Raw genomic sequence first — 19,095 nt, forward strand, 5'->3', positions numbered from 1 at the left:
AACGGGCTACAAATTCATTATCTTTCCGGAGGATCAATGAATGACTGCTCAGCCAAACTCTCTCGAAGCCCGCGATATCCGTTATCATCTGCATTCCTACACCGATGCTGTCCGACTTGAGGCGGAGGGCCCGCTTGTCATCGAGCGCGGCGACGGCATTTATGTCGAGGATGTAACGGGCAAGCGTTACATCGAGGCGATGGCCGGGCTTTGGAGTGTCGGCGTCGGCTTTTCGGAGCCGCGTCTGGCGGAAGCGGCTGCGCGGCAGATGAAGAAGCTGCCCTTCTATCATACCTTCTCCTATCGTTCGCATGGTCCCGTCATCGATCTGGCAGAAAAGCTCGTTTCGATGGCTCCCGTGCCGATGAGCAAGGCTTATTTCACCAATTCAGGTTCCGAAGCCAACGATACCGTCATCAAGCTGATCTGGTATCGTTCCAACGCGCTGGGCGAACCGGAGCGCAAGAAAATCATCTCGCGCAAGCGCGGTTATCACGGCGTGACGATTGCCTCAGCCAGCCTGACAGGCCTGCCCAACAATCACCGCTCCTTCGACCTGCCGATCGACCGGATATTGCATACGGGCTGTCCGCATCATTATCGCGAAGGGCAGGCGGGTGAGACCGAGGAGCAGTTCGCAACGCGGCTGGCCGATGAACTGGAACAACTGATTCTCGCGGAAGGTCCGCACACCATTGCCGCTTTCATCGGCGAGCCGGTGATGGGCGCTGGCGGCGTGGTCGTGCCGCCCAGAACCTATTGGGAAAAGGTACAGGCTGTTCTCAAGCGCTACGACATTCTGCTGGTCGCCGACGAAGTCATTTGCGGTTTCGGGCGGACAGGCAACCTGTTCGGCAGCCAGACGTTTGACATCAAGCCGGACATCCTGGTCATGTCGAAGCAGCTTTCGTCATCCTATCTGCCAATCTCCGCATTCCTCATCAACGAGCGCGTCTACGCGCCGATTGCCGAAGAGAGCCACAAGATCGGCACACTTGGCACCGGCTTCACCGCATCGGGCCATCCGGTGGCGGCGGCTGTGGCATTGGAAAACCTTGCGATCATCGAAGAGCGCCAACTGGTTGCCAATGCGCGGGACCGCGGCGCCTATATGCAGAAGCGCCTGCGTGATTTGCAGGATCACCCGCTGGTCGGCGAAGTGCGCGGCGTCGGTCTTATTGCCGGTGTCGAGCTTGTCACAGACAAGCAGGCCAAGACAGGCCTTGAACAAGCAGGCGCGTTGGGCGCACAGGCCAATGCAGCCCTGCAGGAACGCGGCGTGATTTCGCGCGCAATGGGCGACACGCTCGCCTTCTGCCCGCCGCTCATCATCAACGATCAGCAGATCGATACGATGGTGTCCGCACTGGAGGCGGCGCTGAACGATGTTCAGGCAAGCCTCGCCAGATAATAATTTGCTCTGGAGCCGTCCGGCGGACGGGCGGCTCCGGAACGGAAAATTTGTTTAATAGCACAAAAATTGTAGGATTTTCCGTAACTTGGCGGAAAATCGGCTTTTGCGAGCACGCGCAAGTTTGTTCCGGCCCCGCTTGCAAATACGGTAAGTTTTTCGCGCAAGCCAGTTGCAATACGCGATAGGTTTCTTTCACTTTCCCGCATCATTTCACGACAATGCGCGCACTGTGGCTTTTGCCGCATCTGCGCCGGATGAAGGCCCGTTTTCTGACCTTGGGCATCCCTCCCGCGTTCGAGCATTTCCAGCCAAAAGCGCAAAGCGGTTTTGCGTTGGATAATGCGAAAAAACAAAGAGATAGAGCGGTTCCAAACTCCGTTTGGATGGAACTGCTCTGGACCCCATCCGGTTGCCGGGAGTAAGTAGTCGTGCATCATGCATCCCTGACCAAGAACCTGACGCATCTGCAGCGCCTCGAAGCGGAGGCGATCCATATTTTTCGTGAGGTTGCGGCAACATTTTCCAACCCTGTGATGCTTTACTCGGTCGGCAAGGATTCGTCGGTGATGCTGCATCTGGCGATGAAGGCATTCTATCCGGCGCCGCCGCCATTTCCCTTTCTGCATGTCGATACGACTTGGAAGTTCCGCGAAATGACCGAGTTTCGCGATGCGCAGGCCCGCGAAAAGGGTTTTGAGCTGCTCGTGCATATCAACGAGGATGGCGTGCGCGAGGGCATCGGCCCTTTCAGCCACGGGTCGAATGTCCATACCCATGTGATGAAAACGGTTGCCTTGCGGCAGGCGCTGGACAAGTACAAGTTCGATGCTGCTTTTGGCGGCGCCCGCCGCGACGAAGAAAAATCACGCGCCAAGGAGCGTATCTTTTCCTTCCGTAACGCACAGCACGGTTGGGACCCGAAGAATCAGCGGCCTGAAATGTGGAAGATTTACAATACGCGGGTTTCCGCTGGAGAATCGATCCGCGTCTTTCCGCTCTCGAACTGGACCGAACTCGATATCTGGCAATATATCCTGCAAGAGAGCATCCCCATCGTCCCGCTTTATTTTGCAGCGCATCGCCCGGTGGTCGAGCGCGATGGCATGCTGATCATGGTCGATGACGAGCGCATGAAATTGCGTCCGGGCGAACAGGTGGAAAACCGTCTGGTGCGATTCCGCACGCTTGGCTGCTATCCGCTGACCGGCGCAATTGAATCCAGTGCGGCGGACCTCTCCGGGATTGTCGAGGAAATGTTGATCGCCCGTACATCCGAGCGACAAGGTCGCGCCATCGATCGCGACGAGGCCGGGTCGATGGAGAAGAAGAAGCGCGAGGGCTATTTCTGATGAATGCTATAATCAAGCCTGTTGCGACCAATGCCGCAGTCAGCGATTTTCTGGCCGATCAGGAACGCAAGACACTGCTGCGCTTCCTCACCTGCGGCTCGGTGGATGATGGAAAGTCAACGCTCATCGGGCGTCTGCTTTACGACACGAAACTGATCTTCGAGGACCAGCTAGCGTCATTGAAGAACGACAGCCGCAAGTTCGGAACGACCGATGACGATTTCGACTTCGCGCTTCTGGTGGACGGTCTGGAGGCCGAGCGGGAGCAGGGCATCACCATCGACGTCGCCTATCGCTTCTTTTCGACGCCCCGCCGCAAGTTCATCGTCGCTGACACGCCGGGTCATGCGCAATATACGCGCAACATGGCGACCGGCGCATCGACAGCCGATCTTGCCATCGTGCTGGTCGATGCCCGTCAGGGTGTGCTGACCCAGACACGCCGCCATTCCTTCATTGCGTCGGCGCTCGGTATTCGCCACATCGTTCTGGCGGTGAACAAGATCGATCTCGTCGATTTCTCGCAAGAGGCCTTTGAGCGCATCGTTGCCGATTATATGGGCTTCGCAAAGGAGCTTGGCTTTGCCAGCATCCAGCCGATCCCGCTTTCGGCACGCTTTGGCGACAATGTCACCCTGCCATCCGCCCGCATGGGCTGGTATCAGGGGCCGCATCTGCTCGAACATCTGGAAACCGTGCGCATCGACATGGAAGTGGCGGCAAAGCCCTTTCGGTTCCCGGTGCAATATGTGAACCGGCCCAATCTCGATTTTCGCGGTTTCTCCGGCACCGTCGCATCCGGTTCGATCAGCGTCGGCGATGCCGTCGTGGTAGCCAAATCAGGCAAGGCATCCCGCGTGAAGCGCATTGCCACCTATGACGGCGATCTGACACGGGCTTCCGAAGGACAGGCTGTCACTTTGGTGCTCGAGGATGAGATCGAGGTCTCGCGCGGCAATATGCTGGTGGGGACGGAATCGCGGCCCGAAGTGGCGGATCGTTTCTCCGCCAATATAGTCTGGTTCGGTGAGGATGCCTTGCATCCCGGCCGCTCCTATCTGCTGCGCACCGAGACCGATCAGACGCCGGTAACGATCAATGAGATCGTGTACAGGACCGACGTTGACAGCTTCACCCGGAAGGATGCATCCCGCCTCGACCTCAACGAGATCGGGCTTTGCCATCTCCAGACCGTGGATCAGATTGCATTCGACCCATACGCCGACAATCGCGTAACGGGGGCATTCGTCCTGATCGACCGGCTTACCAATGCGACCGTTGGGGCTGGAATGATCGACAGCGCGCTTCGTCAAGCGACGAATGTGCACCTGCAGTCCTTCGATCTCGACAAGCAGACGCGCGCGGCACAGAAATTTCAGAAACCGGCTGTGCTTTGGTTTACCGGCCTGTCCGGCTCCGGCAAATCCACCATCGCCAACCGGCTGGAACAACGGCTGCATGCGCTCGGCAAGCACACCTATCTGCTCGACGGCGACAATGTTCGCCACGGGCTCAACAGCGATCTGGGTTTTTCCGAGGAAGACAGGGCAGAAAATATCCGCCGTGTCGGTGAGGTCGCCCGCTTGATGACCGATGCAGGTCTGGTGGTGCTCGTCTCCTTCATCTCGCCTTTTCGGGCCGAGCGGGATCGCATTCGTTCCCGGCTGCCTGAAGGTGAATTTGTCGAAATCTTCGTCGATACGCCGATAGAGGAATGCATTGCCCGCGATCCGAAAGGGCTTTATGCGCAGGCCCTGCGTGGCGAGATAAAGGCTTTTACGGGCATCGATTCTCCGTATGAGCCGCCGGTATCGCCCGAGCTCCGGCTGAACACGACGGGCCGGGACGTTGACGAACTCGTCGCGGAAGTAGAAAAGTATCTTGCCGAACGTGGTATCATCGGCAGTTATGGCAGCGATACCTGGTCAATCTGAGCAAATGAAGATTTCAGCCTCCCCGAAAGCCGATCCGAGCGCCGAAGCAATGCTTGCCGTGCTGCTGGAAGCCGCATTGGAGGCGGGCCGCACGATCATGAAGCACTATGCCAATGGTTGCGCGGTTCACAGCAAGAAAGATTCTTCTCCGGTCACGGAAGCAGATCGTGACGCGGAGGCCATCATCCTTTCCGCACTGGCTTCGGTCGCCCCGGATATTCCGGTTGTGGCTGAAGAGGAAGTGGCGGCGGGACGCCTGCCCGCGCAACTGGGACGGCGGTTTCTACTGGTCGATCCTCTGGATGGAACCCGTGAATTCCTGCTGCGCAACGGCGATTTCACGGTGAATATTGGCCTGATCGAGGATGGCGCTCCGGTTCTGGGCATCGTTTATGCACCCGTTCGCAATCGCTTGTTTGTCGGAACCGGCAGCGGTGCGGAAGAAATAACCACGACCAAGGATCACGCGCTGGGAACACGGCGGGGGATAGGGGTGCGCGTTCATGGAGCCGAGCAGGTGGCGGTCTGCAGCCGGTCCCATAAAAACCCGGAAACGGAAAAATTCTTGAACGACAACCGGATTACCAACTGCGTTTCCATCGGTTCGTCGCTGAAGTTCTGCCTTATTGCCAGCGGCGAAGCCGATATTTACCCGCGTTTTGGTCCCACCATGGAGTGGGATACGGCGGCAGGCGATGCCGTGCTGCGCGCCGCAGGTGGTCTAACGACCACTTTCGAGGGGATACCGCTCTCCTATGGCCAGCGCGCCAGCGAAGGTGTCGGCGGTTTTGCCAACCCCAATTTTGTGGCGTTTGGCGGCGGGACGCTGCCGGTTTTCGAGACCGTTTGAAGCTCTTTCCAGCTTTTCGGGTTCGGCATTCAAAAAAACGACAAGATGCTCTTGCGGCTTGAAATCTGGAGCGTTATAAGCCGCCTCAATGGTCAAGGCCACATGGTCACGGAGTGTAGCGCAGCCTGGTAGCGCACCTCGTTCGGGACGAGGGGGTCGGAGGTTCGAATCCTCTCACTCCGACCATCTTTCAAGTTACTGAGAAACTTGGATATTCCCCGATTATTGGTTTCGGCTTGGTGATCTTCTCCCATTGAAATGCAAGATGGCGCCCTACGGGGCGATTTTTCTATGCTGCGGCGAAAAGCTACACCATTATGCAACCTGAAATATGCTTCATTCCCGAAAAATAGGGGGGAGGCATGGACGAGTTATCAAACCCAGCGGTCCATACACGCAAGAAGCGAGTAATTGTAGTCGATACTGAAACGACTGGACTGTTGCCATACGACCGGATCGTGACCATAGGGGCGGTCAAAATCGAAGGTGATGAACTTCTTCACCAGTCTCTACATCTGATATTCGATCCAAGGAAAGACAGCCATCCGCAGGCGGAAGCCGTGCATGGCTACGATAATTGGATGACACGATATCAGGACTTGTTTTCTGATCTTGCCGCTCCAATCCGTAAGTGGTTCGATTGGGCGGATGAAATCGTGGCACATAACGCAGATTTCGATATGCGCTATGTGCAACGGGAGTTTCGGAAGGCGGAAGTGGATATGCTCCCCCATCCGGTATTCTGCACCATGGAGCGGTCCCGAGAAATATGGTCTGGCCAGTCCGCCAAGCTCGATGACTGCTTGGCCCGAATAGGTTTATCACGTATCGGAAAGCGGCACGGAGCGCTTGAGGACGCGTACTTGACAGCAGGTCTTTACCTTCATCAGCGAGGCATCAAAAAGTCGCTACCGAAGGTCAACTCATGGTCGCCGCCTAAAAACTTGAAGCCATATCCGCCTCGGCCAGAGGGTGAACTGCCGAGGAGAGCGCCAAAGCGGAAATAAAGCGGGAAACAACAGCACCTACAATTAATGTGGGGTCTGTGGGATAGAGTACTTACATCGGTTGTCATTCTTCTTTCCCGAAAACCGACATCCGCATGAACTCTCCGTCGTACTGGGCAAGGGCGGCCACGCGCTTCCGGTCCAGAATTTCCACCCGGTTTGAGCGGAACAGGATCAGCCCTTCTTCCCGCAAGTCGCGCAGCATCCGGTTGAGATGAATTGGCGTCAGCCCCAGTGCATCGGCAAGCTGATATTGTGTCAGCGGGCAGTAGAAGGAATTTGCATCGCCCATCCCCGAAGATTGCACGCGGTCGGAAAGTTCGAGAAACAGATGCGCGGTGCGGACGAAGGCAGCCCGGCACCCGATATTGGTAAGATGCTCGATAAGCAGGGATCGCTGGCGCGCGAGAAGCTCTATGAAGATCAGGCTGAGGCGCGGCGCGTATTCAATGGAGGCCTCGAGAGAGACGAGCGGAATTTCGAACACCGACATGGGCGTGATTGCCGTGATGGTGTTATAGCTGTAACCGTCCGCCGTTCGCAGCCCCAGAAAATCGCTTCGCATGGGGAAGTCGATGATCTGCCTCTCGCCGCTGGCCAGATCGCGATAGACACATCCCCAGCCGGAACGCACGAGATGGAGGCTTCTGATTTGTTCTCCCTGCCTGATGATCGCGGCATCGGCGGCAAAGTCGCCTTCGATAATGGTGAGAGAAGAAAGCGCGTCTATCTCCCGCGCTCCGAGCTTGGCGAAAATTGGAGAGGCCTCCAATAAACCAATGAGCGCTTCAGTCGATGGGTCTGTGGTCTGTCTGCCACTGTGCATTTTTAACCCGTTGGAGCAAATTTTGATATGTGTGAAACGGCCTTTCGGCGAGAATGCGCATTAAGACGAACAGTTAGGGCGCTGATCTCATCTAAGCAAATCGAAATGCGCTCCAAACATTTTCTGAAAACTACAGGGCGATCTTCCGCTTGGAAGAACACATGAATAATCGAGGGATATTTCTGCCAGTGAGCATGAATATCCTTGAGCAAGAGTTACTCAAATTCCGTCTTGAGCTTCTCAAATTTCAGTAAAATCGGAAATCAACTAAACCAAAGATATAGAGGCTATATCTCCTGCCGTTCAAGTCTTTCTTACAAGTGGTCATAAATTTTATGCATTGCTAACATAAGTTAATGACACGATTATTTCCCGATAGCAATATTCACGCTGGTCATGGTTAGGGCTCTATCCATGTAAGCATTGGAAAACACTCGTCTCTGACGAAAGTAATAGTAGGATGCATAAACATAGAGCAACTTGAGTATGCCGGGAGCATCACATGTTGGAAGTAAGAGGGGATAGCATTTGGACTGCTCCGGAGCACGGGGATGACAGGGGGGGTGCTTCGGGTATTGAGGCCGTACGGGAACGGCGCCTGTTGCTGGTATGCAAGAGCAATCTTGAACGGCAATGTCTTTATAACGGGCTTGTGCTGAACGGGCTCAAGCTTCCCGTGGAAACACAAGCGACGATCGAACTGGCAGATCCAACCGAGGATATTGCTGTTGTTCTGATCAATATAGGTTCGAAGCGACTGGCGGACCCATTTTTCTCAGAAAAGCTGCAGGCTGTGATCGAGCTCTGGCGTCCGGTGCCGGTCGTGTTTCTCGCTGAACGCGAGGAGTGGGCTCAGGTCGTGCGTGCCATGGAAATCGGCGCTCGCGGCTATATTCCCACCTCGGTCGATATAAAAGTCTGTGTCGAGGCCATTCATCTTGCCACCGCCGGCGGCATGTATGTGCCCGCTTCCATGGTTTTTCAGACCGCGCCGGCCGATATCGACGACGACGTTCTGGGAGAACTGCTCACCGCGCGCGAGATCGAGGTTGTCCATGCGATCCGGATCGGCAAGTCGAACAAGATCATCGCCTTCGAGCTCGGCATGAGCGAGGGTACAGTGAAGGCGCATGTCCATAACATCATGAAGAAGATCGGCGCCGCAAACCGTACGGAAGTGGCTTGCAAGCTGCACCGGATGTATGGCGAAAAATTCGATCTCGATTAAATCATCATTTCTCGTTTGGTCCGGTGTCGTTACTCCACATTGGGAGCGCCGGCACCCGGTCCCGCTTGCCTGACGTGCAGATTTTTCCCGCGTTTTCGCGCTGGGCAAACCGGCCATTCTGCTTCAGCCGCTGAAGAAAGGCGGCCTATGTCGAAAATTGTTCCGGCTGAAGTGGTTGCTTTCTATTGAAAAACCGCGAAATTATCCGGACGCGATCAGAATAATGCCAGCCTCAGGACAACAATGCAGCTCACTCCCCGTCACAACGCAATTCTAGAGCTCGCTCGCAAACAGGGGCAGGTTCTGGTGGACGATCTTGCCGCGGCATTCGAGGTGACGCCGCAAACGGTGCGCAAGGACCTGAACGACCTCTGCCGGGCTCGGATGCTGCGCCGCATCCATGGTGGGGCGCTCTATCCGTCCGGTGTCGAGAACATGGAATATGAGGCGCGGCGTCGCATCGCGGCGCATGAGAAGGAAGCGATCGGGCGCGCTGCCGCGGAGATCATTCCCGATGGCGCTTCATTGTTCATCAATATCGGCACCACGACCGAGGCCGTCAGCCAGGCACTGGTCGACCATGACAATCTTATGGTCATCACCAATAATATCAATGTTGCCAATACATTGCGGGTTCACGCCTCGATCGAGGTAGTGGTCGCGGGCGGTGTCGTGCGTCCGTCGGACGGGGGGATCGTCGGCGAAGCCGCCGTTGATTTCATCCGGCAGTTCAAGGTCGATTACGCGATCATCGGAGCCTCGGCCATGGACGAAGACGGGGCGCTGCTCGATTTCGATTTCCGCGAAGTGAAAGTGGCGCAGGCCATCATTGCCAATGCCCGGCATGTCATCCTCGTGACCGACGCCACAAAGCTGGAGCGCACGGCGCCGGTGCGCATCGGCCATATATCGCAGATCGACACATTCATTACCGATCACTGCCCGTCGGACCAGTTGCGGAACCTGTGCCGGGAAAACGAGGTCGAACTGATTGAAACCCTTGGCGAAAGCCCGACAGCGGAAAAAGAGTCCTAGTTTCGTTTATTTTCGATTTGCTTTCGTATTAAATGAATTATATTCGCTTTGGTTTTCGGAGAGTGGTCTTCGGGGTTCGCCATGGCGCAAGAGAAACTATTCGACATTTTTGTAATCGGCGGCGGCATCAATGGATGCGGTATCGCGCGCGACGCGATTGGCCGGGGATTTTCGGTTGGCCTGGCCGAGATGAACGACCTGGCCAGCGGCACATCCTCGCGGGCCACCAAACTCATCCATGGCGGATTGCGCTATCTCGAGCATTATGAATTTCGTCTGGTGCGCGAGGCGCTTATGGAGCGGGAAGTGCTGTGGGCCAATGCACCGCACATCATTCATCCGATGCGGTTCGTGCTGCCTTATCACAAGGGCGGAGTGCGCCCTGCATGGCTGCTGAGACTGGGGCTGTTCCTCTACGACCATCTGGGCGGACGCAAAAAACTTGCCGCCACGCGGACGCTCGATATGCGCTCCGATCCGGCGGCCGCGCCCTTGAAGCCGCTTTTTACCAAGGCATTTGAATATTCGGACTGCTGGGTCGACGATGCGCGCTTCGTTGCCCTGACCGCCCGGGATGCGGCGGATCGCGGCGCGATGATCCGCACCCGGACCAGGGTCGTGGCGGCCCGCCGTGACCGGGAATGCTGGACCATCACATTGGAAGATACCGACACGCACGAGCGCGAGGAAGTTCGCGCCCGCCTGCTGGTCAATGCCGCCGGTCCGTGGGCCGACAAGGTGCTGCAGGGCGTGGAGGGAGATCGCCAGCTTCACAATGTCCGCCTCGTTCAGGGCAGCCATATCGTGGTGCGCAGGAAATTTTCCGATCCGCGCTCCTATTTCTTCCAGAACAATGACGGGCGCATCATCTTCGCCATTCCTTATGAAGATGATTTTACCCTGATCGGCACGACCGATCAGGATTATGAGGGCGATCCGGCCAAGGTCGCGATCACCGACAGCGAAACCGACTATCTCTGTGCGGCCGCCAGCGAATATTTCAAGGAACCCGTCAGTCGCGCGGATATCGTGTGGACCTATTCCGGTGTGCGTCCGCTTTATGATGACGGCGCGAGCAAGGCGCAGGAAGCGACCCGCGATTACGTGCTGAAAGAGGATGCGCCCGATGGGCTTGCTCCCCTGATCAATGTGTTCGGCGGCAAGCTGACCACGGCGCGCCGGCTTGCCGAACATATGCTGGAGAAGATCGAGCAGCGGCTGGGGCAGAAGGGAGCGCCATGGACCCATGCCGCCCCGTTGCCCGGCGGCGATTTCGTGGATGTCGAGTTCGAGCGTGAGTTGCAGAAGGTAAACGCCGCTTATTCCTTCCTCGCCCCGGCCCATGCGCGACGGCTGTTCCGGCAATATGGAACGCGCATCCACAGCCTGCTCAAGGGTGCCGCTTCCCTGACCGACCTCGGACAATATTTCGGCGCCGACCTTTACGAAGCCGAAGTGCGGTATCTTCAGGAAAATGAGTGGGCAGTCAGCGCCGAGGATATCTTGTGGCGGCGCACGAAACTGGGTCTTCGCCTCAATGCGGCGGATGTTTCCTCGCTTGAGGAATATCTGAAGCCAGCGCGCGTCGCCTGACCCCTCTCGATCTTTAGAGCATTTCCAGCAAAAGTGTGAAACGGTTTTGCGTTGGATAATGCGATAAAACAAATAGTTAGAGCGGTTCCGGCGATTCTGTTAGAATAGGAGCCGCTCTAGCCGCACTTGCCAGTTGTGTTTTGAGCAGTCATTATTCTCCCATATAGCGGGTTCCAGCCTTCCTGGGAGGAAAAGATGGGCACACCGCACGACCGGACACATGCTGACCGCATCCAATCCGCAATCACGACGGCGGGTGGGGCTGCACGGTCTGCTCTCGTCGCCTCGTGGCGGCGCTCGGCGGAACTGCACGGGCTCGACCCTGCCGAACCGGGATCGGTGCGCACACTTTCCGATGGCGAGTTCCGAACCGCCCATCAACGGATCGAACGCCTCGTCAGCATAGCGCAAGCCAGTATGGACCGCCTTTATCTGGCCGTCGGCGGCGTTGGCTGCTGTGTGTTGCTGGCCGACAGCGAAGGCGTGCCGGTCGAACGGCGCGGCGCGCCGGGCGATGACGACACCTTCTACCGTTGGGGGCTTTGGACCGGTGCTGTCTGGAGCGAACAGAGCGAAGGCACCAACGGCATCGGCACCTGCATCGTTGAACAGCGCCCGCTGACGATCCATCGCGACCAGCATTTCCATACGCGCAATATCGGGCTTTCCTGCACGGTCGCTCCCATCCATGACCATCAGGGACGCCTGATGGCAGCACTTGATGTCTCCTCCTGCCGCGCCGATCTGACCGAGGCTTTTGCGCAGCTTATATCGGTGGCCGTTATCGACGCTGCGCGCCGCATCGAGGCTGAAAATTTCCGTCAGGCTTTTCCCGATGCGCGCATCATGCTGGCGCCAAGCCCGGACCGCACCGGTGGCGCGCTGATCGCCGTCGACAAGGACGACCTCGTCGTCGGCGCGACGCGCGCGGCGCGCCTTGCCCTGGAGCTTGACGATGATGCACTGGCAGGCCCCTTGCCCGCCGCAGATCTTCTGGGGACGCCCGCCGACCCGCGCGAGGACATGGCGGAATCGGAGCGCGGGGTGATCCTGCGGGCACTGGCCCGCGCGGAGGGTAATATTTCCTTTGCGGCGCAGCTTCTGGGCATCAGCCGGGCGACGCTGCACCGCAAGCTGAACCGTCTGAAGATCATTCGCGCCCATTGATGAAGCCACGCTGAAATAGGCGGGCGAAACTGTCTCAATATTGCGACACATGATCTTGCGAGCTTGAATGCGTGGGATGACTCTTCCCCGCTCCCGCGCGATCCTCAACCATGAAGCGCTGTAGGAGCAGCGTTGTTTCTGGGAGGATGTCATGAACAAGGTTGAATTCAGCCGGACCGTGAAGCCGGCTTTTGCAAAGCGTTACGGAAACTTCATCGGCGGCAAATGGGTCGAGCCTAAATCGGGGCGCTATTTCGACAACACGTCGCCCGTCAACGGACAGGTGCTTTGCGAAATAGCCCGTTCGGATGCCGCTGACATTGAAGCGGCGCTCGACGCAGCGCATGCCGCCAAGGATGCCTGGGGCAAGACGAGCGCGGCTGAACGCGCGCTCATCCTCAATCGCATCGCCGACCGGATTGAGGAAAACCTGCCCGCGCTGGCGGCTGCCGAAACGTGGGACAACGGCAAGCCGATCCGTGAAACCACCAATGCCGACCTGCCGCTCGCTATAGACCATTTCCGCTATTTCGCAGGCGTCATTCGCGCCCAGGAAGGCGGCATTTCGGAAATCGATCACGACACGGTCGCCTATCATTTTCATGAACCGCTCGGTGTCGTCGGCCAGATCATTCCCTGGAACTTCCCGATCCTCATGGCGACGTGGAAACTTGCGCCCGCCCTTGCGGCAGGCAACTGCGTCGTTCTGAAACCGGCCGAGCAGACTCCGGCTTCGATCCTGGTGCTTATGGAGCTGATCGGCGATCTGTTGCCGCCCGGTGTCGTCAATGTCGTCAACGGCTTCGGCCTCGAGGCAGGCAAGCCGCTCGCCTCGAGCCCGCGCATCGCCAAGATCGCCTTCACCGGCGAAACGACGACCGGACGCCTGATCATGCAATATGCCAGCCAGAACCTCATTCCGGTTACGCTGGAACTGGGCGGCAAGTCGCCGAATATCTTCTTCAAGGATGTTGCCGCGGAAGATGATGATTTCCTCGACAAGGCCATCGAAGGCTTCGTGATGTTCGCGCTCAACCAGGGCGAAGTCTGCACCTGTCCGAGCCGCGCGCTTGTCCATGAATCGATCTACGACAAGTTCATGGAGAAAGCGCTGAAGCGCGTGGAGGCCATCGTGCAGGGCGACCCGCTCGATCCGGCCACGATGATCGGTGCGCAGGCATCCAGCGAGCAGCTGGAAAAAATCCTGAGCTATCTCGATATCGGCCGTCAGGAAGGCGCCGAAGTGCTGACCGGCGGCGAGCGCAATATTCTGCCGGGCGATCTCGCCGGTGGCTATTACGTCAAGCCGACGGTGTTCAAGGGCAACAACAAGATGCGCATCTTCCAGGAGGAAATCTTCGGTCCGGTCGTGTCCGTCGCTACCTTCAAGGACGACGCCGAAGCGCTATCGATTGCCAACGATACGCTTTACGGCCTCGGCGCCGGCATATGGACCCGCGACGGGACCCGCGCCTATCGCTTCGGACGGGCCATTCAGGCTGGCCGTGTGTGGACCAACTGCTACCACGCCTATCCGGCCCATGCGGCATTCGGCGGTTACAAGCAGTCGGGTATCGGTCGCGAAAACCATCTGAAGATGCTCGACCATTATCAGAACACCAAGAACATGCTTGTGAGCTACAGCCCGAAGAAGCTGGGCTTCTTCTAGAACTCCCGGCAGACGCAATGCGGAGAAAACGTCTTCGCATTGCGTTCAATCAAGGGTCGGGATCGCTCTTCATGCCAGTATTGCGTCGACTTTAACGATTCCCAATACCCTCCCAAGGGGCCTGGGCGGAAACGCCCGGGCGACCTTTTGTCCATGACTGCGAATTTTCACATTTCTTCCGTCCCCCAGGAAGCCAGCTCAGTTCGACAACGAAGGAGAAACTTCATGGCAAAGACAATGAAAGCCGCCGTGGTGCGCGCATTCGGAAAGCCCCTGACGATTGAAGAAGTGCCGGTGCCCGAACCCGGCCCCGGCCAGATACAGGTCGCCATTCAGGCGTCGGGCGTTTGCCATACCGATCTGCACGCAGCCGAGGGCGATTGGCCGGTCAAGCCCAATCCGCCGTTCATTCCGGGCCATGAGGGCGTCGGTTACGTCTCTGCCGTGGGTAGCGGTGTCAAACACGTGAAGGAAGGCGACCGGGTCGGCGTTCCATGGCTCTACACCGCATGCGGGCATTGCCGCCATTGCCTGGGCGGCTGGGAAACGCTCTGCGAGGCACAGGAGAATACGGGCTATTCGGTCAATGGCGGCTTTGCCGAATATGTGGTTGCCGATCCCAATTTCGTCGGCCATTTGCCGAAGAGCATCGATTTCAACGAAATCGCGCCGGTCCTGTGTGCGGGCGTAACGGTCTACAAGGGTCTCAAGGTTACGGATACGAAGCCTGGCGACTGGGTTGTTATCTCCGGCGTGGGCGGACTGGGCCATATGGCGGTGCAGTATGCCAGGGCCATGGGGCTCAATGTTGCTGCTGTCGATATCGACGACAAAAAGCTCGATCTTGCGCGCAGGCTCGGCGCAACTGTAACCGTCAACGCCAAGACGCATAACGATCCGGCGGCCTATATCAAGAAGGAAACCGACGGCGGCGCGCAGGGCGTGCTGGTTACGGCGGTTTCGCCGATCGCCTTCGAACAGGCGCTGGGCATGGTGTCGCGCGGCGGCACTGTCTCGCTGAACGGCCTGCCGCCCGGCGACTTCCCGCTTTCCATCTTCAATATGGTGCTGAACGGCGTTACAGTGCGCGGATCGATTGTCGGCACCCGGCTCGATCTGCAGGAGTCGCTCGATTTTGCCGGTGATGGCAAGGTGCGAGCCACCATCCGCACCGAAAAGCTGGAGGATATCAACTCCATCTTTGACGATATGCGGCAGGGCAATATCGAAGGCCGCGTGGTCATGGACCTCACGCAATAATGCCCCGTGCCGCATCAAGGGTGCGGTAGAATGCACATCCGGGCGGGCATTGCACAAGTGCCCGCTCGTCGTCCCGGGAGGAGGATATGGCGGAGAAAAGCCCCGATACGGACCACGGACAGGTGAGCGCCACACAGGCCGCACTTGATCTCATCCGGGAATTGCAGGCCGAATATGGGCCGATCATGTTCCACCAGTCGGGTGGTTGTTGCGATGGGTCATCGCCGATGTGCTATCCGCAAGGCGAATTCATGGTGGGCGACACGGACGTGAAGCTCGGAGAAATCGGTGGTGCTCCGGTCTATATCAGCGGCCCGCAATATGAAGCCTGGAAACATACCGAACTCATCATCGATGTCGTCCCCGGACGCGGAGGCATGTTTTCGCTCGACAATGGCCGCGAGGTTCGCTTTCTGACGCGATCGCGGGTCTGCTCAATTCCCTGATTTCTCTTTTCGTTTTGCGGCGAAGCGGTTAGAGCATTTCCAGCAAAAGTGCGAAGCGGTTTTGCGTCGGATAATGCGTGAAAACAGAAGGATAGATCGGAGAGGGAGGGAGACGATCCGATATGGCCGCAGCAGGAAAACGAGCAACCATTCATGATGTGGCACGCCTTGCCGGTGTGTCGATCAAGACAGTTTCGCGCGTCTATAATGACGAACCGAATGTGCGCGAGGCCATCCGCGAAAAGGTCCGGCAGGCCGGAAGCGAGTTGCGATACCGCCCCAATGCCGCCGCCCGCAACCTTGTCGAACGCCGGTCTCACCTGATCGGTCTTTTCTTCGAAAATCCGAGCGCCAGCTACGTCACCGAATTGCAGATGGGCGCGCTGGAACGGCTGCGCGACACGCGATACCGCCTGCTGATCTTTCCCGTCGAAAATCGGGATGATATTCGCGGCGCGCTGATCGAAACGGCGCACGCCTCCGGCCTCGACGGCATCATCGTGACGCCGCCCATGTCGGACGATCCTGAAATCCTCGCCGAACTGACGGCATCGGCAATGCCGTTTGCGCGGGTGGCGGGCGATGTGAATGTCCATCCGACCGACAGCGTCACGATTGATGACGGGGCTGCCGCCTTCGATCTCATGGAATATCTTCTGAAACTCGGCCACCGCCGGATCGCCATCGTCATTGGCGATCCAACCCATCGTTCGGCGGAACTGCGCCTGGCGGGCTATCGGCGCGCGCTGGAGCAGGCGGGGATCGGGCGTAACCCGGATTACGAGGTGCAGGGTGGTTTCAGTTTCACAAGCGGCCTTGCTGCCGGAAAGAAATTGCTTTCGCTCGATGAGCCGCCGACGGCGGTGTTTGCGTCAAACGACGATATGGCGGCTGCCGTCATGCAGGTCGCCTATGACCATAATCTTGCGATACCCGACCAGCTGACGGTGGTGGGCTTCGATGACAGCGCTATCGCCAGCATGGTCTCGCCGCAGATCACCACTGTCCGCCAGCCGATTTTCGAGATGACGCGCGACGCGGCGGACATGCTCTTGAAACAGATCGAAACCGGCCATTTGTCGGCTTCGCGGCAGATTGATTATAAACTCGTCATTCGCCAGTCGTCCGGCAAGGCGCCGGTATAGACCTGTCTAACTCTGTTCGGGATGCGGGGGGAAGAAGCGCTCGCGGGCGAAATTGCTGCCGAAGATCATGTCATATTGCAGCATCTGATAATCGCGCAGCAGCGGCGGGAAGGGCGGCCGTTGTTGCCAGCCCTCTTCGGCATTCTCCGACCGGTCAAACACTGCATGATTGTCAACGACCCGGTAGCGCTCGTGCAACTGGCGCAGGAAGCCGGTGTAATAGGGGTGCTGCATCCCGGCCATGTCCAGAATGTGCAGCGGCAGGAAGGCGGGGCTGATCGTGCCCGTTCCCCGTTCGGCCCCACGCTTGTTTGACCAGAGAACCAGCGGGGTTTCGTGCTGCAGCATCATATCTTCGGCAGATGCGGTGCGGCTTGCAACCCGGTTTGCCATGAAGCCGGTCTCGACATAGACGGGGCCGAGTGGCGGCAGATGGTCGCCGAAGAAGACGAGAATGGTTTCGCGGTCACGCTTGGATGCCCACTCCATCAGCCTTGCAAGGCTTGCATCGGCATCCATCGCTCCTTGCGAATAGGAACGGATCGACTGGCGGGTATGCTCGCTGGCGTCGGTCTGCACCTCGAGTTTGGAATCTGGATAGCGGTTGGCCTCATATGGGCCATGTCCCTGAAGAGAAACGGCGAAGAAGAAGAACGGCGCATCCATGGAATCGGCTTCGCGGATGATTTCATCGGTCAAGGCAGCGTCGGACGCCAGCGCACCGCGCTTTTCCAGCGGCGGCATGTTTTCCTCTGACATGAACCGGTCGAAGCCCATGCTTTCATAGACGGGACCACGGTTCCAGAACCATTGGCGATAGGGATGGATGGCCCGCGTGGCGTAACCCTGATCCTTGAAAAAGCTTGCAAGCGAGGGAAGCGGGCGACGGATATATTGCTGGTACGGAATGCTGCCCGAAGGCAGGAACGCCTTGGAAAACCCGGTCAATGCTTCAAACTCGACATTGGCCGTCATGCCGCCGAATTCCGGCGAGAAGACATGGCCGGACTGTTCCGCACGCACTGTCGGGATCGGATCGGCGCTGAAGGCCACGCCGGGAAGGCGCGTCGGATCCCAGAAGGATTCGCTCATCACCATGATGACGTCCGGCTTGCGGCTGTCGAATGCGGCAGGGATGAGCTGCGCGGGCGGTTCGATGGCGGCAATCGCCTCCGGGGAATAACCTTCCGGCGCGAAGACGGTTGCCATCGGCACATTCAGGATGAAAGCCATGGTGAAGCCGTTATGCGCGTAATTTTCCTTCTGGTCCCACATGATGGGCAGAATGCGCAGACGGTCCCGGGCCAGCGAAAAACTCGCATAATCAGAAATGACCGCGAACCAGGCGAGCAGCGGCAGCGCGAAGGCAAGACGCAGCATCCGCCCCTTCCACGGGATCGGGTCGAAACGCCGCCACCAGAACAGCGTCACGGTGATCATCAAGGCTGCCGAGGCGATGAGCAGCAGGGCTATGCCCACCGCGCTCCATGGCCGGTCGCGCACCAGCAGCGGCAGAAGATCCACGATCTGACGGGCATAGAGAAAATCGCTCGGGTAGAGCGGATCGCCGAGATAAAGGCTTTTTTCACGGGCGGTCGTGGCGGCAATCAGCGCCAGCGGCCCGACGACGATGAAGCCATAATGGATGCGCCCGAAAATGGCGTCGCTTGCGGTGAGCACGACGACGAAAAGCGCCACGGTCGTCCATGCGGGCTTGTGCGGTGTGCGGAAGAACTGCATCGTATCGGTGAACGAGCCGCGCACGATCCATTCGATGGCGAAAACCAGCAGGGTCGAAAGCACCATGGAAGCAAGCGCAATGGCGGCCAGACGCAGCGGCCAGGCAATACGGGCAGGCCCGAAAATCGCGGCATCGCTCCAGCGACGCGCTGCGGTATTTTCCATCACACCCGGCATGTTTTTACTCACCAACTCCGAGACTTCACAAAAATCCTGTCACATTTCTGTCATGGAAATGTCAACTCACGTTTGGGCCACGCTTGGGCCGCGAGTGATACGCACCGTGATCTGAACGGATGATGAATGGAGCATGTCTCCCGAAAGCGGAAAGCGGTTTCGGGTCGAAGACATGCGAAAAAACAAACAGATAGGGAATATGAAATGAAGACAGGGCCGGAATCATCCGGCCCTGTCGGTGGCGACATGGGAGAC

16 protein-coding genes and 1 tRNA gene are annotated in these 19,095 nt (G+C 58.0%); 14 read left to right on the forward strand and 3 right to left on the reverse strand.

All coding sequences use genetic code 11. The features are described 5' to 3' along the window. The first annotated feature begins 40 nt into the window (after positions 1 to 40). On the forward strand, positions 41 to 1,411 hold the full coding sequence (locus ACOWVS_RS06330) for an aspartate aminotransferase family protein (protein ID WP_021586359.1): 1,371 nt from the start codon (positions 41 to 43) through the stop codon (positions 1,409 to 1,411). Here the strand turns inward: ACOWVS_RS06330 and ACOWVS_RS06335 are convergent. Continuing rightward, the gene (locus tag ACOWVS_RS06335) at positions 1,390 to 1,878 is read right to left on the reverse strand and encodes a hypothetical protein (protein ID WP_162178181.1); all 489 of its coding nucleotides are present in this window, start codon (positions 1,876 to 1,878) and stop codon (positions 1,390 to 1,392) included. The genes ACOWVS_RS06330 and ACOWVS_RS06335 overlap by 22 nt on opposite strands. Here ACOWVS_RS06335 and cysD point away from each other — a divergent pair. The 5 genes from cysD (at position 1,843) to ACOWVS_RS06360 (ending at position 6,554) form a co-directional block, all read left to right on the forward strand. After that, the gene (cysD, locus tag ACOWVS_RS06340) at positions 1,843 to 2,763 is read left to right on the forward strand and encodes a sulfate adenylyltransferase subunit CysD (RefSeq protein ID WP_021586358.1); all 921 of its coding nucleotides are present in this window, start codon (positions 1,843 to 1,845) and stop codon (positions 2,761 to 2,763) included. The genes ACOWVS_RS06335 and cysD overlap by 36 nt on opposite strands. Next, entirely contained in the window at positions 2,763 to 4,697 is a 1,935-nt protein-coding gene (cysN, locus tag ACOWVS_RS06345; protein WP_021586357.1) for a sulfate adenylyltransferase subunit CysN, read from the forward strand. Before cysD ends, cysN begins: the two co-directional genes overlap by 1 nt. A gap of 4 nt (positions 4,698 to 4,701) precedes the next feature. After that, on the forward strand, positions 4,702 to 5,547 hold the full coding sequence (gene cysQ, locus ACOWVS_RS06350; protein WP_021586356.1) for a 3'(2'),5'-bisphosphate nucleotidase CysQ: 846 nt from the start codon (positions 4,702 to 4,704) through the stop codon (positions 5,545 to 5,547). A 109-nt stretch (positions 5,548 to 5,656) separates the two neighbouring features. Then, positions 5,657 to 5,733 (forward strand) — tRNA-Pro (locus ACOWVS_RS06355). 176 nt (positions 5,734 to 5,909) lie between these two features. Then, positions 5,910 to 6,554, forward strand: a complete 645-nt coding sequence (locus ACOWVS_RS06360; protein ID WP_021586355.1) for an exonuclease domain-containing protein — start codon at positions 5,910 to 5,912, stop codon at positions 6,552 to 6,554. A 64-nt stretch (positions 6,555 to 6,618) separates the two neighbouring features. On the opposite strand, the gene ACOWVS_RS06365 is transcribed toward ACOWVS_RS06360, so the two are convergent. Further along, on the reverse strand, positions 6,619 to 7,380 hold the full coding sequence (locus tag ACOWVS_RS06365; protein WP_006470823.1) for a Crp/Fnr family transcriptional regulator: 762 nt from the start codon (positions 7,378 to 7,380) through the stop codon (positions 6,619 to 6,621). Positions 7,381 to 7,882: 502 nt separating this feature from the next. Here ACOWVS_RS06365 and ACOWVS_RS06370 point away from each other — a divergent pair. From ACOWVS_RS06370 to ACOWVS_RS06405, 8 genes are all read left to right on the forward strand, one after another. After that, positions 7,883 to 8,608: a response regulator transcription factor gene (locus tag ACOWVS_RS06370; RefSeq protein WP_006465924.1), complete on the forward strand. Its 726-nt coding sequence runs from the start codon at positions 7,883 to 7,885 to the stop codon at positions 8,606 to 8,608. 243 nt (positions 8,609 to 8,851) lie between these two features. Further along, positions 8,852 to 9,643: a DeoR/GlpR family DNA-binding transcription regulator gene (locus ACOWVS_RS06375; protein WP_025089729.1), complete on the forward strand. Its 792-nt coding sequence runs from the start codon at positions 8,852 to 8,854 to the stop codon at positions 9,641 to 9,643. Positions 9,644 to 9,724: 81 nt separating this feature from the next. Then, positions 9,725 to 11,236: a glycerol-3-phosphate dehydrogenase gene (gene glpD, locus ACOWVS_RS06380; protein WP_021586350.1), complete on the forward strand. Its 1,512-nt coding sequence runs from the start codon at positions 9,725 to 9,727 to the stop codon at positions 11,234 to 11,236. Positions 11,237 to 11,431: 195 nt separating this feature from the next. Continuing rightward, a complete protein-coding gene (locus ACOWVS_RS06385) occupies positions 11,432 to 12,403 on the forward strand; it encodes a GAF domain-containing protein (protein WP_021586349.1) in 972 nt (323 codons plus the stop codon). Between the two features lie 151 nt (positions 12,404 to 12,554). Beyond that, positions 12,555 to 14,072, forward strand: a complete 1,518-nt coding sequence (gene adh / locus ACOWVS_RS06390; protein WP_021586348.1) for an aldehyde dehydrogenase — start codon at positions 12,555 to 12,557, stop codon at positions 14,070 to 14,072. A 225-nt stretch (positions 14,073 to 14,297) separates the two neighbouring features. Then, positions 14,298 to 15,332 (forward strand): alcohol dehydrogenase AdhP, encoded by a 1,035-nt coding sequence (gene adhP, locus ACOWVS_RS06395; protein WP_021586347.1) that lies wholly within the window; start codon positions 14,298 to 14,300, stop codon positions 15,330 to 15,332. Between the two features lie 86 nt (positions 15,333 to 15,418). Then, on the forward strand, positions 15,419 to 15,778 hold the full coding sequence (locus tag ACOWVS_RS06400; protein WP_021586346.1) for a DUF779 domain-containing protein: 360 nt from the start codon (positions 15,419 to 15,421) through the stop codon (positions 15,776 to 15,778). 122 nt (positions 15,779 to 15,900) lie between these two features. After that, positions 15,901 to 16,923, forward strand: a complete 1,023-nt coding sequence (locus tag ACOWVS_RS06405) for a LacI family DNA-binding transcriptional regulator (RefSeq protein WP_021586345.1) — start codon at positions 15,901 to 15,903, stop codon at positions 16,921 to 16,923. 6 nt (positions 16,924 to 16,929) lie between these two features. Here ACOWVS_RS06405 and ACOWVS_RS06410 read toward each other — a convergent pair whose 3' ends face one another. Next, positions 16,930 to 18,840 carry an LTA synthase family protein gene (locus tag ACOWVS_RS06410; RefSeq protein ID WP_021586344.1) on the reverse strand — a complete coding sequence of 637 codons (1,911 nt, stop codon included), beginning with the start codon at positions 18,838 to 18,840 and terminating at the stop codon, positions 16,930 to 16,932. Positions 18,841 to 19,095 lie beyond the last annotated feature (255 nt).

Origin of the sequence: Brucella sp. IR068, assembly GCF_049065885.1 — a bacterium.
GTDB classification, from domain to species: Bacteria; Pseudomonadota; Alphaproteobacteria; order Rhizobiales; family Rhizobiaceae; genus Brucella; species Brucella intermedia.